Source organism: Streptomyces sp. NPDC056948, assembly GCF_042674225.1.
Taxonomy (GTDB): domain Bacteria; phylum Actinomycetota; class Actinomycetes; order Streptomycetales; family Streptomycetaceae; genus Streptomyces; species Streptomyces purpurascens.
In genome coordinates this window covers 1-15808 of record NZ_JBHUQX010000210.1, presented here as the reverse complement: position 1 = coordinate 15808, position 15808 = coordinate 1, and the positions used below count along the sequence as shown (strand labels likewise).

At 71.9% G+C, this 15808-nt stretch carries 5 protein-coding genes; all 5 read left to right on the top strand.

Annotation, left to right across the window (positions count from 1 at the left end):
• Positions 1-41: 41 nt before the first annotated feature.
• The gene (locus ACFTZL_RS25545) at positions 42-13169 is read left to right on the top strand and encodes an SDR family NAD(P)-dependent oxidoreductase (protein WP_382587148.1); all 13128 of its coding nucleotides are present in this window, start codon (positions 42-44) and stop codon (positions 13167-13169) included.
• Positions 13170-13326: 157 nt separating this feature from the next.
• A complete protein-coding gene (locus ACFTZL_RS25540; protein WP_382587145.1) occupies positions 13327-13866 on the top strand; it encodes a hypothetical protein in 540 nt (179 codons plus the stop codon).
• Entirely contained in the window at positions 13841-14584 is a 744-nt protein-coding gene (locus ACFTZL_RS25535) for a hypothetical protein (protein WP_382587143.1), read from the top strand. The genes ACFTZL_RS25540 and ACFTZL_RS25535 overlap by 26 nt, the downstream gene beginning before the upstream one ends.
• A 10-nt stretch (positions 14585-14594) precedes the next feature.
• Entirely contained in the window at positions 14595-15008 is a 414-nt protein-coding gene (locus ACFTZL_RS25530; RefSeq protein ID WP_382587140.1) for a RidA family protein, read from the top strand.
• 75 nt (positions 15009-15083) lie between these two features.
• Positions 15084-15808: FAD-dependent oxidoreductase (locus tag ACFTZL_RS25525; RefSeq protein WP_382587138.1), on the top strand; the 725-nt coding region annotated here is incomplete at its 3' end.

The following is a 15808-nucleotide window of genomic DNA, read 5'->3' as shown; positions in this document are numbered from 1 at the left end:
CGGCGGCCGGACAGCTGCCGCTGCCGTTCTCCTTCTCCGGCGTGCACGTCCACCGCCGCGGCGTCGACGCGGTCCGGGCGCGGATCACCCGCGTCGGCGCCCGGAAGATCGTGATCGAGGCCGTCGACACGACGGGAGCCGCCGTGCTGACGGTCGGGTCCGTGCTGGCGCGGCCCATCGACGCACGAGCACTCGAAGCCGCCCGCGGTGACGGCCGCGGCACGGTACTCACGGTGCGGTGGACCGAGGCGCCCACCCCGGCCGCGTCCTCGACCGTCGAGTCGATGGCCGTGCTGGGCGATGGCCTGCCGGCCGTCGAACACCGCTACCCGGACCTGGCCGCTCTCGTCGCCGCGGAACCGGTTCCGGACTGTGTGGTGTGGCAGGTCGGGACCGACAACGCCACGGAACCCGTGACGGCGACGCACAAGCGAGTGCATGACACCCTGCGGCTGCTGCGTGACTGGCTCGCCGCGGAACGGCCGGCCGGCACCCGGCTCGTGGTGGTCACCCGCCGTGCGGTCGCGCTGCCGGGGGAGAGGCCCGACCTCACCGCGGCCGCCGTGTCCGGACTGGTGCGCAGCGCGCAATCGGAGAACCCGGGCCGGATCGTCCTGCTCGACCACGAGGGCGGCGAACTCCCGGCCGAGCTCGTATCGGCCGCCCTGGCGTCGCACGAACCCCAGGTGGCCGTACGCGGACACAAACTGTTCATCCCCCGCGTCGCCGAGACCGGCCGGGCGACGACCGGCCCCGCGACGACCGGTGCGGCCGAGGCCTTCGGTTCGGGCACGGTGCTGGTCACCGGCGGCACCGGCGGACTCGGAGCCGGGGTGGCCCGGCATCTGGTGACCGCCCACGGTGTTCGGCGGCTGCTTCTCGTCTCCCGCCGGGGCGCACAGGCCGACGGCGCGACGGAACTGGTGCGGGAGCTGACCGCGCTCGGAGCCGACGCACGAGTGGCCGCCTGCGATGTCGCCGACCGGGCCGCGCTGGAGGACCTGCTCGGCACCATCCCGGCGGAACACCGCCTGACCGGTGTCGTGCACGCCGCGGGCGTCCTGGACGACGGCACACTCCAGACCCTCACCGCCGAGCAACTGGCCAAGGTGCTCAAGCCGAAGGTCGACGCGGCCTGGAACCTGCACGAGCTGACCCGCACGGAAGACCTCGCCGCCTTCGTGCTGTTCTCGTCGGTGGCCGGCCTGCTCGGTGCTCCCGGTCAGGGCAACTACGCGGCGGCGAACGCGTTCCTGGACGCGCTGGCACAGCAGCGGCACTCCGAAGGACTGCCGGCCGTGTCGCTCGCCTGGGGACCGTGGAACCCGGACCAGGGCATGACCGGGAACCTGGACCGTGCGGCGCTGGCACGCATGGCGCGGCTGGGTATCCGGCCGCTCGACGACGAGAACGCCCTGGTCCTGTTCGACCAGGCCGTGTCCACCGACGGCGCGGCGCTGTCCGCCCTCGTCGAGCTCGATCGTCCGGCGCTGGCGGCGCAGGCGCGTTCCGGTCTGCTGCCCGCCCTCCTGGGCACGCTGGCACCCGTAGCGGCGCGACGTGCGACCCCGACCGCGGCGCTGGCGCAGCGGCTGGCCGCCACCCCCGACGACCGGCGGGACGCGCTGGTGCTCGACTTCGTCCGCGCCCAGGCCGCGGCAGTGCTCGGGCACGACGCGGCGGACGCGATCGGACCCGAAGTGCCCTTCAGCGAACTCGGCTTCGATTCGCTGGGGGCGGTGGAGTTCCGTAACCGGCTCGCGAAGGCCACCGGGCTGTCACTGCCGTCGACGCTCGTGTTCGACCACCCGACCGCACTGGCGATGTCCGCGTTCGTCCGCTCCCGCCTCGAAGGCACCTCGAAACCGGCGACCACCCGACGCCGGGCATCGAGGGCGCGGCTCGACGAGCCGATCGCGATCGTGGGGATGAGCTGCCGGTACCCGGGCGGCGCCGCATCGCCCGACGGGCTGTGGGACCTGGTGTCCTCGGGCACGGATGCGATCACCGGGTTCCCGAAGGACCGCGGCTGGCCTCTTGACCGTCTGTTCGACCCGGACCCGGACAAGCCCGGCACCGTGTACACCCGCGAGGGCGGATTCCTCGCCGACGCCGGTGACTTCGACGCGGGCTTCTTCGGGATCGGGCCGCGTGAGGCGCTGGCCATGGATCCGCAGCAGCGGCTGTTGCTGGAGGCGTCGTGGGAGGCGCTGGAGGACGCCGGGATCGACCCCACGTCGCTGCGCGGCAGTGACACCGGTGTCTTCGCCGGCGTGATGTACCAGGACTACGCCATGGGCGAGCCCTCGGCGCACTCGTCCGCCGAGGGCCATCGGGTGACCGGTTCGGCGGGCAGTGTGGTGTCGGGTCGGGTCGCGTACACGTTGGGGGTGGAGGGTCCGGCAGTCACGTTGGACACGGCGTGTTCGTCGTCGCTCGTGGCGTTGCATCTGGCGTGTCAGGCCCTGCGTCAGGGTGAGACGTCGCTGGTGCTGGCCGGTGGTGTGACGGTGATGTCGACGCCGTTGCTGTTCGTGGAGTTCTCCCGGCAGCGTGGTCTGTCGCCTGATGGCCGGTGCAAGTCGTTTGCGTCCTCGGCTGATGGTGTGGCGTGGTCCGAGGGCGTGGGTGTGGTGGCGCTGGAGCGGTTGTCGGATGCTCGGCGGCTGGGGCACAACGTGCTGGCGGTGGTTCGTGGAAGTGCGGTGAATCAGGACGGTGCGAGTAATGGTCTGACGGCGCCGAATGGTCCGTCGCAGGAGCGTGTGATCGCGCAGGCGTTGGCCAATGCCGGTCTGGCCCCTGCGGATGTGGATGCGGTCGAGGCGCACGGGACCGGTACCACCCTCGGCGATCCGATCGAGGCGCAGGCGTTGATCGCGGCGTATGGGCAGGGTCGTGAGGAGCCGTTGCGGATCGGGTCGGTGAAGTCGAACATCGGTCATACGCAGGCGGCGGCCGGTGTGGCCGGTGTGATCAAGATGGTGCAGGCGCTGCGGAACGGTCAGTTGCCGCGGACGTTGCATGTGGATGAGCCGTCGTCGCATGTGGACTGGTCTGCGGGTTCGGTGCGGTTGCTGACCGAGTCCGAGGCGTGGCCGGTGACCGATCGGGTTCGGCGGGCGGGTGTGTCGTCGTTCGGGATCAGCGGCACCAACGCGCACGTGATCATCGAGGAGGCACCTGCCCCGCAGCCGACCACCGAGGCTCCTGTTCCGGAGGCTCCGGTTGCGTTGTTGGTGTCGGCCAGGAGTGAGGGGGGTCTGCGGGCGCAGGCGGAGCGGTTGCGGGCGTGGCTGCTGGAGCGGCCGGATGTGAACCTGGCTGATGTTGCCGCTTCGTTGGTGGCGTCGCGGGCGCAGTTGGAGTGGCGTGGCGCGGCCGTGGGCCGTGACCGCGACGAGCTGCTCGAGCGCTTGAGTGCTGTTGCTGGGTCTGTGGTGGGCGCGGGCAAGACGGCGTTGCTGTTCACGGGTCAGGGTGCTCAACGGGCCGGTATGGGCGCAGGGTTGTACAAGGCGTTCCCGGTGTTCGCGACCGCGCTGGACGAGATCTGTGCCCAGTTCGACAAGCTGCTGGGCCGTTCGCTGAAGGACGTCATGTTCGGCGGCGGTGATGGGGTGCTGGATCGGACGGAGTTCACGCAGCCGGCGTTGTTCGCGTTCGAGGTGGCGTTGTTCCGGCTGCTGGAGTCCTTCGGAGTGAAGCCGGATGCGCTGATCGGGCATTCCATCGGTGAACTCGTGGCGGCGCATGTCGCGGGTGTGTGGTCGTTGGAGGATGCCTGCCGTCTGGTCGCAGCGCGCGGCCGGTTGATGGGTGCTCTCCCCGAGGGTGGGGCGATGCTGGCCATCGCCGCGTCCGAGAGTGAAGTCACCCATGATCGTGTGTCGGTCGCGGCGGTGAACGCGCCCGGATCCGTGGTGGTCTCGGGCGACGAGGATGCTGTTGCTGAGGTTGAGCGTGAGTTCATGCGGGCGGGTCGGAAGACGTCGCGTCTGCGGGTGAGTCACGCGTTCCACTCGGCGCTGATGGATCCGATGCTGGAGGACTTCGCCGCGGTCGCCCGCGAGGTGACGTATCACGAGCCGGCGATCCCCCTGGTGTCCAACGTCTCCGGCGAAATGGCCGACCACGAGGTTCTGGACCCGTCGTACTGGGTCCGCCAGGTCCGCACGGCGGTCCGTTTCGCACCCGGCATCCAAACGCTCATCACCTCCGGCGTGCGTCGCTTCCTGGAGGTCGGCCCGGACGCCGTTCTGGCAGCGATGACCCGCCAGTGCCTGCCCGAGGACATCGAAGCCAGGTCGCTGGTGGCCGCCGCGGCACGTCGCGACCACGACGAGGCCGAACAGTTCGTGACCCTGCTCGCCCACGCGCACACCGCTGGAGTCGCGGTCGACTGGGCGCCGTTGGCCGGGGGGCGCAGGCCCGTGGCGTTGCCCACCTACGCCTTCCAGCACCAGCGGTACTGGCTCGAACCCGCGGCGGCCTCGCTCGGGGATCTGGGGCGCGCGGGTATGCGCTCGCTCGGGCACCCGCTGTGGGGTGCGGCAGCGTCGTTGGCGGGCAGGGACGAGTGGGTCTTCACCGGTCGGCTTTCGGCGGGGCTGCACGAGTGGGTGACCGATCACGTCGTGTTCGGTTCGGTGCTGCTGCCGGGGACCGGATTCGTGGAGCTGGCCCTGACGGCCGGAGCGCGGTTGGGCGTGCCGGCGGTCGCGGAGCTGGTGCTGGAGGCACCGCTCGTTCTCGACGGCACTGTTCCGGTCGATCTCCAGATGACCGTGGGCGAAGGCGACGACCTGGGCAGGCGCGGGTTCTCGATCCACTCGCGCCCCCTCGCCCAGGACGCCGGAACCGACCTGATGAGCGCGGGGCCCGATGGCTGGGAACTGCACGCGACCGGGCTTCTCGCCGCCGAGGCCGCGGCCGACGCCGCGGCCTGGACCGGGGAGGAGTGGCCGCCGGCCGGCGCCACGCCGGTGGAGTCCGCGTCGCTGTACGACCGGCTGGCGGAGTCCGGCTTCGGCTATGGACCGGTGTTCCAGGGCGTGAGCGCGGCGTGGACGCGCGGCGACGAGGTGTTCGCCGAGGTGTCGCTGGACGAGGCGACGCGAGCGCAGGCGCCGGACTTCGGTGTCCACCCCGCGCTGTTCGACGCGACGTTCCACGCGGCCGTCGACGGCCTCCTGACGGAGCTGCCGGACGGGCGGCTGCCGTTGCCGTTCTCCTTCGCGGGCGTACGGCTGTACCGGCGGGGGGCCGATGCGGTCCGCGCCAGGATCACGCGCTCCGGCGCCGAGACGGTCCGGGTCGACCTGGCCGACGACGCCGGGGCGCCGGTGCTGGCCGTGGACGCGCTGCTCGCCCGGCCCGTCGACGCGCGGACGCTGGAGGGTGCCCGAACGGCTGGTCGCAGCCCGTTGCTCGAGGTCGAATGGGTCCCGGTCCCGTCGGTGGAACCGCGGGGCGAGATCGGCACACGGCCGGTGAGCGTCGGCGTACCGGCCCCCGGCGTGGCAGAGCACTTCACGGACTTCGCGGACCTGGCGGCGTCCGGCCACCCCGACGGCGCCCCGGATGTGATCGTGTGGTCGGCCGGGAGTGCGGGGCCGGCGCAGGGCGATGTCCCCGGCACCGTGCGAGCGGCAGTGCACTCGGCGTTGGCGACACTGCGCGAGTGGCTGACCGACGGCCGGTTCGCCGAGTCCAGGCTGGTCGTCCTCACCCGGAACGCCGCGGGGCTGCCCGGCGAGGTACCCGATCTCGCGGCGGCGGCCGTGTGGGGCCTGGTGCGCAGTGCGCAGTCGGAGAACCCGGGCCGGATCGTGCTGGTGGACCACGACGGCACCGACCTCCCGGCCGAGGTGCTGCGGACCGCTGTGCAGGGCGAGGAACCCCAGATCGCCGTCCGTGCCGGGGCCTCGCTGATGCCCCGGATGGTGCGGGTCGCAGCGGCGCGGGAGCCTCTGGCGGCCAAGCCTGCCTTCGGCGACGGCACCGTGCTGATCACCGGCGGTACCGGCGGGCTCGGCGCCGTCGTGGCACGGCATCTGGTCTCGGCGCACGGCGTCCGGCACCTGTTGCTCGTGTCCAGGCGAGGTGCGCGGGCCACCGGAGCCGCCGAACTGGTGGCGGAGTTGGCCGCCGCGGGGGCGGACGCGACCATCGCCGCGTGTGACGTCGGGGACCGTTCGGCGCTGCGCGACCTGCTGGACACGGTTCCGGCCGAGCGCCCGCTGACCGCGGTGATCCACTCGGCCGGTGTGCTCGACGACGGCACGATCGAGACGTTGACGGCCGAGCAGGTGGACCGGGTGCTGGCGCCGAAGGTGAACGCCGCGTGGAACCTGCACGAGCTGACCCGCGAGCTGGACCTGTCGGCGTTCGTGGTGTTCTCCTCCGCCGCGCCCCACCTCGGTGGTCAGGGGCAGGGCAACTACGCGGCGGCGAACGCCGTGCTCGACGCCTTGTGCCGACGGCGCCGCAGCGAAGGACTGCCCGCGCACTCTCTCGCCTGGGGCCTGTGGACGCTCGGCATGGCCGCGGCTCTCGGGCAGGAGGGCAACGAGCACCTGGCCGAGCAGATCCGCGCACGACTCGGACTGGTCCCGCTCTCGGCGGACCAGGGCATGGAACTGTTCGACGACGCGCTGAGCACGGACCGGCCTCTGCTCCTGACGGCAGCGGTCGACCACGCCGCCCTGGCCGCACTCGGCCGGATCGGGCTGCTGCCCGCCGTGCTGCGCTCCCTCATCCGGGTCCCGGCCGGTGCACGGCGCGCGGACCGGAGTTCGCTGCTGCGGCGGCTCGCGGACGTCCCCGAAGCCGAGTGGGACGAGACGGTGCTCCAGGAGGTCCGGTCGATCGCCGCGTCCGTGCTGGGGCATCCGGAGCCGGACGCGGTCGGACCCGACATGCCGTTCAGCGAGATCGGGTTCGATTCGCTCGGCGCGGTGGAGTTCCGCAACCGCCTGGCGAAGGCCACCGGCCTGTCGCTGCCGTCGACCCTGGTGTTCGACCATCCGACGGCGGCCGCCGTGGCGGCGCACATCCGCTCCCGTGTCGACGGCGCGGGCTCCGGCGGCAGGAAGGTCGTCCGCAGGACGCGCGTGGACGAGCCCATCGCGATCGTGGGGATGAGCTGCCGGTACCCCGGCGGCGCCGCATCGCCCGACAAGCTGTGGGACCTGGTGGCCTCCGGGACGGACGCGATATCGAAGTTCCCCACCGACCGCGGCTGGGATCTGCGGCGGTTGTTCGACTCGGACCCGGACAAGTCCGGCACGGTGTACACCCGCGAGGGCGGCTTTCTCGGTGACGCGGGCGACTTCGACGCCGGTTTCTTCGGGATCGGGCCGCGTGAGGCGTCGGCGATGGATCCCCAGCAGCGACTGTTGCTGGAGGCGTCGTGGGAGGCGCTCGAGGACGCCGGGCTCGACCCGACGTCGCTGCGGGGCACCGACACCGGTGTCTACGCGGGCGTCATGTACCAGGACTACGGATATTCGGTGCGGTCGGCCGCCGCAGCGGAGGGCTACCTGGCGACCGGCTCGGCCGGCAGCGTGGTGTCCGGCAGGGTCGCGTACACCTTCGGGCTGCAGGGCCCCGCGATCACCATCGACACCGCCTGTTCGTCGTCACTGGTGGCGATCCACACGGCGGCACAGGCACTGCGGCAGGGCGAGACGTCCCTCGCGCTCGCGGGCGGTGTCACGGTGATGTCGACGCCGTTGCTGTTCGTGGAGTTCTCCCGGCAGCGCGGTCTGTCGCCCGAAGGCCGCTGCAAGGCGTTCTCCTCCTCCGCCGATGGTGTGGCGTGGTCCGAAGGTGTGGGCGTGGTGGTGCTGGAGCGGCTGTCCGACGCCCAACGGCTCGGGCACGACGTCCTGGCGGTGATCCGAGGCAGCGCGGTGAACCAGGACGGTGCGAGCAACGGTCTGACCGCGCCGAACGGCCCGTCGCAGGAGAGCGTGATCGCCCATGCGCTGGCCAGCGCCGGCCTGGCCCCCGCGGATGTCGACGTGGTCGAGGCGCACGGTACCGGCACCACGCTGGGCGACCCGATCGAGGCGCAGGCGCTGATCGCGGCGTACGGGCAGGACCGTGAGGAGCCGCTGCGGATCGGTTCGATCAAGTCGAACCTCGGCCACGCCCAGGCCGCCGCCGGTGTCGGTGGCGTGATCAAGATGGTGCAGGCCCTTCGGCACGAGCAGCTCCCACGGACGCTGCACGTGGAGGAGCCGTCGCCCCACGTGGACTGGTCGGCCGGCTCGGTGCGGCTGTTGACCGAACCCGAGCCCTGGCCCGCGACCGGCCGCGTACGCCGAGCCGGTGTGTCCTCCTTCGGGATCAGCGGCACCAACGCCCACCTGATCATCGAGGAAGCTCCTGCCCGACGGCCGGCCGCCTCCGCACCGGCGACCCCCGCACCGGCCGCCGACCCGGCCACAGCGGTGCCCGTGCTGGTGTCGGGCAAGAGCGCGGACGCGTTGCGTGCGCAGGCGGCCACGTTGCATCGATGGCTGTCCGAGCGCCCCGACGCCGACCTGGCGGATGTCGCGTCCTCGCTGCTGGCATCACGGGCGCAACTGGAGTGGCGGGGCGGTGTCGTCGCCGGTGACCGGGACGGTCTGCTGACCGGTTTGGCGGAGCTGGCGGCCGGTTCGGCCTCCGGCGGTGTGGTCTCCGGAGCCGTCGGCTCGGGCAGGACCGCGTTCCTGTTCACGGGTCAGGGTGCTCAACGGGCCGGTATGGGCGCCGGGTTGTACAAGGCGTTCCCTGTCTTCGCGACCGCGCTGGACGAGATCTGCGCGTCCTTCGATCCGTTGCTGGGTCGTTCGCTGAAGGACGTGATGTTCGGCGGCGGTGACGGGGTGCTGGATCGGACGGAGTTCACGCAGCCGGCGTTGTTCGCGTTCGAGGTGGCGTTGTTCCGGCTGCTGGAGTCTTTCGGAGTGAAGCCGGATGTGCTGATCGGGCATTCCATCGGTGAACTCGTGGCGGCGCATGTCGCGGGTGTGTGGTCGTTGGAGGATGCCTGCCGTCTGGTGGCGGCCCGGGGCCGGTTGATGGGTGCTCTGCCGGAGGGCGGCGCGATGCTGGCCGTCGCCGTGTCGGAGTCGGAGGCGGCCGAAGCCGTCGCCCGGTACGCGGACGGGGTGTCGATCGCCGCGGTGAACAGTCCGGCCTCGGTGGTCCTGTCCGGTGACGAGGAACCGGTCGCCGAGCTGGAACAGAGGTTCGCCGACCAGGGCGTCAGGACCTCGCGCCTGCGGGTCAGCCACGCCTTCCACTCGGCGCGGATGGAACCGATGCTCGCCGAGTTCGCGGCCACGGCCGAGGGCCTGACTCATCACCGGCCGCGGCTCCCGTTGGTGTCGAACCTGTCCGGGAACATCGCCGGGGACGAGGTGCTCGACCCGGCGTACTGGGTGCGGCAGGTGCGCGGCGCGGTGCGCTTCGCGCCCGGCGTACAGGCCCTCTTCGCATCCGGTGTCCGCAGGTTCCTGGAGGTCGGCCCGGACGCCGCGCTCGCGGCCATGACCCGCCAGTGTCTGGAGCAGGAGGAAGCGACGCCACGGTCGGTGGTGACGGCCGCGGCACGGCGTGACCACGACGAGGCCGAGCAGTTCCTGGCGTTCCTGACCCGGGCGCACACGGCCGGTGCCGACGTCCGCTGGGACGTGCTGTTCGCCGGGCGTCCGGCGTCGCGTGTCCCCCTGCCCACGTATGCCTTCCAGCGTCAGCGGTTCTGGCTGCACCCCGCTCCGGACGGTGTCGCCGGTGGCTCGTTCGGCCATCCGTTGCTGACCGGTGTGGTGCCCGTGGCCGGCCGCGACGAGTGGGTCTTCACGGGCAGGCTGTCGCTGCGGACCCACCCGTGGATCGCCGATCACGCGGTGTTCGGGTCGGTGCTGATGCCGGGCACCGGCTTCCTCGAAATGGCCCTGGCGGCAGGCGCACACCTCGGCCTGGAGACCGTGCGGGAACTCCTGCTGGAGTCGCCGCTGGTGCTCACCGACGACGTCGAGGTCGACGTCCAGGTCACCGTCGGCCCGCTCGAGGAGGACGGCTGCCGGCGCATGGCGGTCCACTCCCGCGAGGTCGACGGCCCTTCCGCCGACACCGCCGCCGCATGGGCGCCGCACGCCCGCGGGGTGCTGGAGTCCGTGTCCGACGCGCCGGCGTGGAGTGGTGACAGCCGGCCGCCGTTGGGGTCGGACCAGGTGGACCGCGAGTTCCTCTACGACCGGCTGGCGGGGCTGGGCTTCGGCTACGGCCCGGTGTTCCAGGGGGTGTTCGGGGCCTGGACCCAGGGTGACGAGGTGTTCGCGGACGTCTCGCTGGACCAGGTGACGGCCGCGACCGCCGGCGAGTTCGGTGTCCACCCGGCCCTGCTCGACGCGACCCTGCACGCCGCCATCGACGTACTCACGCGGGACACCGCCTCGGGGCGGATTCCGCTGCCGTTCTCCTTCTCCGGGGTGACGGTGCACCGCCGGGGCGCCCATGCGGTCCGTGCCCGCATCCGCCACAGTGGCGACCAGGTGCGCATCGACGCCGTCGACGGCACGGGCGTCCCCGTCCTCACCGTCGATTCGCTGCTGGCGCGTCCGGTCGACGCCCGTGCGCTCGACGCCGCCCGGGGCAGCACCGGCCCGGCGCTGTACGGCATCGAGTGGGTCGAGGCGGCCCCGCCGACGGCTGTGCGTGCCGCGGGGACGGCGGTGCTGGGATCGGCCCCGCTTCCCGGAGTCGACCAGCGGTACGCGACCGTCGCGGACCTGGCCGCCGCAGAGGAGCTGCCGGACCTGGTGGTCTGGCACGTCGACGAAGCCGGACCGGTGGCCGATGACGTCGCCCGGGACGTGCGCGAGCGGGTCAACGCCGTGCTGGAAGTGCTGCGTGGCTGGCTCGCCGAGGACCGGCTGGCCGCCACCCGGCTCGTGCTCGTCACCCGCAACGCGGCCGGCCTGCCCGCGGAGACGCCGGACCTGCCGGCGGCCGCCGTGTGGGGCCTGGTGCGCAGTGCGCAGTCGGAACACCCCGGCCGGTTCGTCCTGGTGGACCAGGTGTCCGCCCTCTCGGCGGACACGGTGGCGATGCTGACGGCCATCGACGAGCCACAGGTCGCGGTGCGGCGAGACGGCGTCCTGGTGCCACGCGTCGGCCGTACCACCGCGACACGGGAGGCCGCCGCCTCGTTCGGCGAGGGAACGGTGCTGATCACCGGCGGTACCGGTGGTCTGGGCGCGGTCATCGCCCGCCATCTCGCCTCCGCCCACGGTGTACGGCACCTGCTGCTGGTGTCGCGCCGTGGTGCGGCCGCGGCCGGCGCGGTCGAGCTGGTCGCCGAACTCGCCGAGCTGGGCGCCACCGCCAGGGTGGCGGCCTGTGACGTGACCGATCGGGCGGCGCTGCGGCGCATGCTCGACACCGTCCCGAGGTACGAGCCGTTGACCGCGGTGGTGCACGCGGCCGGTGTGCTGGACGACGGCACGATCGACACCCTGACGGCCGAACAGGTGGACCGGGTACTGGCGCCCAAGGCCGACGCGGCGCTGCACCTGCACGAACTCACCCGTGACCTCGACCTGTCGGCCTTCGTGATGTTCTCCTCGGCAGCACCACTCCTCGGTGGCCAGGGACAGGGCAACTACGCCGCGGCGAACTGCGTCCTGGACGCGCTGAGCAGGCGACGCCACAGCGAGGGCCTGCCCGCGCACTCCCTGGCCTGGGGACTCTGGACGATCGGCATGGCCGAGGCGCTGGGGCGGGAGGGCAGCGAGCACCTGGCGCGTCAGATCCGCACCCGCCTCGGCCTCGAGCCGATCGGCGTGGAGCAGGGCACGGCCTTGTTCGACGGCGCGCTGGCGACCGACGAGCCGGTCGTGCTGACCGCCCTGCTCGACAACACCGCCCTGGCGGCACTCGCCGTCGGCGGCATGCTGCCCAGCGTGCTGCGCGGCATCGTCCGGACGCCTGCCCGGGAACGCCGGACCGAGGCCGGTTCGCTGGCACGGCGACTGGCGGACCTGCCCGAGTCCCGACGCGAGGGTCACGCCGTGGAGGAGGTCCGGGCCCTGGCGGCGGCGGTCCTCGGACACAGCTCGACCGACGCCGTCGACGCCGAAACCCCGTTCACGGAGCTCGGGTTCGACTCCCTGGGCGGCATCGAGTTCCGCAACCGGCTGGCCAAGGCCACCGGACTGACCCTGCCGCCCACCTTGGTGTTCGACCACCCGACGGTGCGCGAGGTCGCGAAGTTCGTGCTCGCCGAGGCCGAGGCCGGGAGCGCGGGCGCCGACGGCCGGTTGACGCGGCCGACGGCCGGGGCGCGGGGGACCATCACCGACCTGGTGCTGGCCGCGCACCGGCGGGGTGCGGTCATCGACGCCATGCCCCTGCTGGTCGCGAGTTCGGCCCTGGTGCCGTCGTTCGCGGCCGTGGACGAACTGGCCGAGCGCCCCCGGCCGATGCCGTTCACCCGGGGCACCTCGGGACCGTCACTGATCTGTGTCCCCTCCTTCCTGGCCGGGTCGGGTGCGCACCAGTTCGCGCGGCTGGCACGGGAACTCGGCACGGACCACGCGGTGTCCGCACTGCGGCTGCCGGGGACCACGCCGGGTGAGGCGCTGCCGCGCTCGTGGGACAGCGCGATCGACTACCTGGCGACCAGCGTCGGTGACGACCTCGCGCACCGGCCGACGGTGCTCGTCGGGTACTCGATCGGCGGCGCGATCGCCCACGCGGTGGCACACCGGCTCGAGGAACGGGGCGCCCGGCCGGCCGGGGTGGTGATGATCGACACCTATTCCCCTGACGACATGGACCTCAACCACGCGGTGCTCGCCGACGCGCTCGGCGCCCTGCTGGACCACGAGCAGGCGAGGGCGCTGGTGGACGACAACGGCCTGATCGCCATGGGGAACTACGTCCGCGTCTACGGCGAGCGCAGGCCGCTGCCGATCTCGGCGCCCACGCTGAACCTGCGCGCGACCGCCGCGCTCGGCGGCACCCCCATCACCGATCCGGTGCCTGCCTGGCAGCACGACGGTCCGGTGGTGGAGATCGACACGAACCATTTCTCGATCATCGAAGAGGACGCACCACTCACCGCCAAGCGCATACGCGGCTGGCTCGATTCGACCATCCGTGGATGAGATCTCGGGAACGGAAACGATGACACAACGCCCTGAACAGCGTCCCGGCCGCGGCCGTTCGGCTCCCGGTCGGCTGAAGCGGAAGCTCGACCGCGTTCACTTCGTCCGTCGTGCGTGGGGCACGACCGAGGACGAGCGGACGGGGACCGAGGAATGCATGAAGCACGTCCCGCCGCCGCTCGACACGTACCACCGCGGCATCACCGTGCACGCGGACCGCGCCACCGTGTGGCGCTGGCTGTGCCAGATGCGCGTGGCCCCCTACAGCTACGACTGGATCGACAACTACGGCCGCACCAGCCCCCGCGAACTCACCCCCGGCGCGGACGACCTGGCGATCGGCCAGCCCATCCTGGTGATCTTCGAGGTGGTGGGATTCGAGCGCGACCATCACATCACCGTGCAGATCAAGCCCGGTCTGCGCTGGTTCTGGGGCAACACCTGCTGCACGTTCCGGGTCGCGGACACCGCCGACGGGAACGGCTGCCGGCTCCTGATGATCATGACCGTGCACGACCGGCCCGGCCGGCTCGGCAGAACGACCGGCCTGTACCACCTGCGGAAGTACTTCTTCCCCTGGGCCGAGTTCGTGATGGTGCACAAGCAGTTCCGCACCTTCAAGACGCTCGCCGAGAAATCGGTGAGGGAGAACCCGTCGAAGGAGGCCGGAAATGCCGGTGTCATTCCTCCTGGCTAGTTACCCGGTGCGCGGCTGGGCGCCCTTGGTGGCCCGAATACCACGCATCAACAACGAACTCCGGCAGGCGCCCGGAATCATCGAGGGCCGGGTCTTCGGCACGGGAGACCTGAAACCGCCGATCGGCGGCGCACCCGTTTTCCGGCGCTGGGCGCTGTTCGTGGCGTTCCGGTCCGACGAGGCGATGAAGGAATTCGAGCACTCCCGCACGGTGGAGATGTTCACCGACCGTGCACGCGAGGTGTGGCGGGCCTCCCTGGTCCCGACCAGGGTCGGCCGCGGCACCTGGCGCGGCTGGCGACCCGAGGTGGACGCGGTTCCGCACGACGACGCCGAGCCGGTGTTGTCGATGACGTACAGCCGCATCCGCACGAAGTACGTGCCGTCGTTCCTGTGGAACAACAAGCGCGTGGTGGACCAGCAGGCCGACACGGCCGGCCTGATCGCGCAGCTCGGCATCGCCGACGACCTCAGCGCCACCAGCACCCTGTCGATCTGGCGCAGCCAGGCCGACCTGGTCGACTTCGCCTACCGCCACTCTCCGGCGCACAAGGCCGTCATCAAACCGTCGCTGACGAAGTGGCAGACCCAGAACTTCTCGGCGCGATTCCGCATGACCGAGTCCTCCGGCACCTGGGACGGCCGTGACCCCGCCGTGGTCGCGCGGCTGGCCGCCGAGGAACTGAACCGGCTCCGCACCCCGAACCCCGACTCTTGAGGATGTCGCCATGGCCGTGCTGTCGTTCAACCCCGTCAACACCCCGCCGCCGGCGGAGGGTTTCAGTCACGCGACGCGAGCGCGCGGCGACATCATCCACCTCTCCGGTCAGGTCGGCGTCGACGAGTCGGGAGCGGTGGTCCCCGGCGGGCTCGCCGCGCAGACCGAACAGGCGCTGCTCAACCTCTGCCGCGCGGTCGAGTCGGCCGGAGGGCAGGCGGAAGACCTGGTCAGCGTCCGGTTCTACGTCGTGGACTGGAAGCCGGAACTGTTCGGCGAGCTGATGGCCGGCGGCCAGGCGGCCGGCCGGAAGTACCAGCTCCCCGAGGTGGCGGTGACGCTGGTCGGCGTGGCCAGCCTGTTCACGTCGGAGCACCTGATCGAGGTCGACGGCGTCGCGGTCGTCGAACCCGCCGACGGATAGCCGAGCGGCACGGCGACGCCGGCGCCGACCCCGGACCCCCGCAAACCGCATCTTTCGACAGATCAGGTGGATTCGATGTACGACGTGACGATCGTCGGCGGCAGCCTCGCCGGATGCTCGGCCGCCATCCTGCTGGGCCGCGCGGGCCTGCGGGTGGCGGTGCTGGAAACCCACAAGGACCCCGCGTACTACAAGCGACTGTGCACCGCCACCATCCGGTCCAGCTCCCTGCCGACGTTGCAGCGCCTCGGGCTCGACAAGAAGATCGCGGCCGCGGGCGGCATGCCGAGCCACGACGCGTTCCACGGCGACCACGGCTGGATACGCGATCCCGGCTCAGGCACAGGACCCGAGCACGGCTACAACCTGCAACGGCCGAAACTGGACCCGTTGGTCCGGCAGGCCGCCGCGGAGACACCCGGGGTCGACATGGTGCTGGGCGCCAAGGCCGTCCAGCTGTCCCGGGGCCCGCACGGACGGGTCAACGGCGTCATCGCCAAGGTGCGGGGCGAAGAACAGCTGTTCAGCAGCCGCCTGGTGATCGGTGCGGACGGGCGGGCCTCCACGGTCGCGGACCTGGCCGGCCTGGAGAGCAGGCAGTCGGCGAACGACCGCTTCATCTTCTTCGCCCACTACCGGGGCGTCGAGATCCGGCCCAAGGAGACCCTGCGGGCCTGGTTCGTCATGCCGGACGTCTTCCTCCTGGCCAGCTTCGGAGACGGCACCACGGTCATGGCCGTCGCCCCGGACAAGCGGAGCCTCCCGGAGTTCGAGCGGGACCGTGAGGGCTTCCTCCTGGG